This window comes from Bacteroides gallinarum DSM 18171 = JCM 13658 (assembly GCF_000374365.1).
In the GTDB taxonomy this organism is placed as follows: domain Bacteria; phylum Bacteroidota; class Bacteroidia; order Bacteroidales; family Bacteroidaceae; genus Bacteroides; species Bacteroides gallinarum.
The window spans coordinates 1-1,804 of record NZ_KB894210.1; the positions used below are offsets into that span (position 1 = coordinate 1).

The 1,804-nt window shown below is 49.5% G+C and carries 1 rRNA gene; it reads right to left on the reverse strand.

The features are described 5' to 3' along the window. Window positions 1-1,749 (reverse strand): 23S ribosomal RNA (locus C233_RS0122030); the annotation flags it as partial. Window positions 1,750-1,804: the final 55 nt, after the last annotated feature.

Sequence of the window (1,804 nt, forward strand, 5' to 3'; positions counted from 1 at the left end):
CCCTGAGGACCCTTTATCCCGAAGTTACAGGGTCAGTTTGCCTAGTTCCTTAACCGTGAATCACTCAAGCGCCTTAGTATATTCAACCCGACTACGTGTGTCCGTTTGCGGTACGGGTACCTGAAGGATTAAGTTTAGCGGATTTTCTCGGGAGTATGTTTACATGCACTATCGGATTGTTCGAAGAACGCTCCGTACTGTCAGGTTCGACTCTCTCTGCGGATTTGCCTGCAGAAATCGACATCTACACCCTTTAACCGACTATTCCGTCAGTCGGCGGCATTGTCACTCCTCCGTCTCCACGTCACTCCTTCAGGTAGTACCGGAATATTAACCGGTTCTGCCATCGGCCTCGCCGTTCGGCTGAGCCTTAGGACCCGACTAACCCTGATCCGATTAGCGTTGATCAGGAAACCTTAGTCTTTCGGCGAGGGGGTTTCTCACCCCCTTTATCGTTACTTATACCTACATTTGCTTTTCCACACGCTCCAGCAAGGCTCACGCCTTACCTTCGACGCCGAGTGGAATGCTCCCCTACCGATGTATAAACATCCCAAAGCTTCGGTAGAATACTTAATGCCCGATTATTATCCACGCCAAACTCCTCGACTAGTGAGCTGTTACGCACTCTTTAAATGAATGGCTGCTTCCAAGCCAACATCCTAGCTGTCTTAGCAATCTGACTTCGTTAGTTCAACTTAGTATTCATTTCGGGACCTTAGCTGTTGGTCCGGATTGTTCTCCTTTAGGACATGGACCTTAGCACCCATGCCCTCACTCCTGACATAGAACTGACACGCATTCGGAGTTTGTCAAGACTTGATAGGCGGTGAAGCCCTCGCATCTTATCAGTCGCTCTACCTCATGCCAGTATAAGTCAAGGCTGCACCTAAATGCATTTCGGGGAGTACGAGCTATCTCCAAGTTTGATTAGCCTTTCACCCCCACCCTCAAGTCATCCAGAAGCTTTTCAACGCTTATTGGTTCGGTCCTCCACATGGTGTTACCCATCCTTCAACCTGCTCAAGGGTAGATCACTTGGTTTCGCGTCTACTCCTTCCGACTATACGCCCTGTTAAGACTCGCTTTCGCTTCGGCTGCGGGTCTCAAGACCCTTAACCTCGCCGGAAAAAGTAACTCGTAGGTTCATTATGCAAAAGGCACGCCGTCACACATCAGTGCTCCGACCGCTTGTAGGCGCATGGTTTCAGGAACTATTTCACTCTTCTGTTCGAAGTGCTTTTCACCTTTCCTTCACAGTACTGGTTCGCTATCGGTCTCTCGGGAGTATTTAGCCTTACCGGATGGTCCCGGCAGCTTCACGCAGAATTCCTCGTGCTCCGCGCTACTCAGGATACCACTAGGCTTCGGTTGGCTTCGCATACGCAGCTATCATGCTCTATGGCTGTACTTTCCAGAACATTCCGCTCACCAACTTTCATGCCACGACGTGGTCCTACAACCCCGGCTATGCCGTAACATAGCCGGTTTGGGCTGTTCCCCGTTCGCTCGCCACTACTAGGGGAATCATTGTTTATTTTCTTTTCCTACAGGTACTAAGATGTTTCAGTTCCCTGCGTTAGCCTTCTGCCATGCAGAATGATCAGTCTTCAACTAATCGGGTTGTCCCATTCGGAAATCTCCGGATCAAAGGTTATTTGCACCTACCCGAAGCTTATCGCAGCTTATCACGTCCTTCATCGCCTCCGAGAGCCAAGGCATCCGCCATGCGCCCTTGCTTACTTTTAGTCTTACCGACAACGTATGGTCGATATATACTTTCAGCTTTAACTTTACTTTTTTT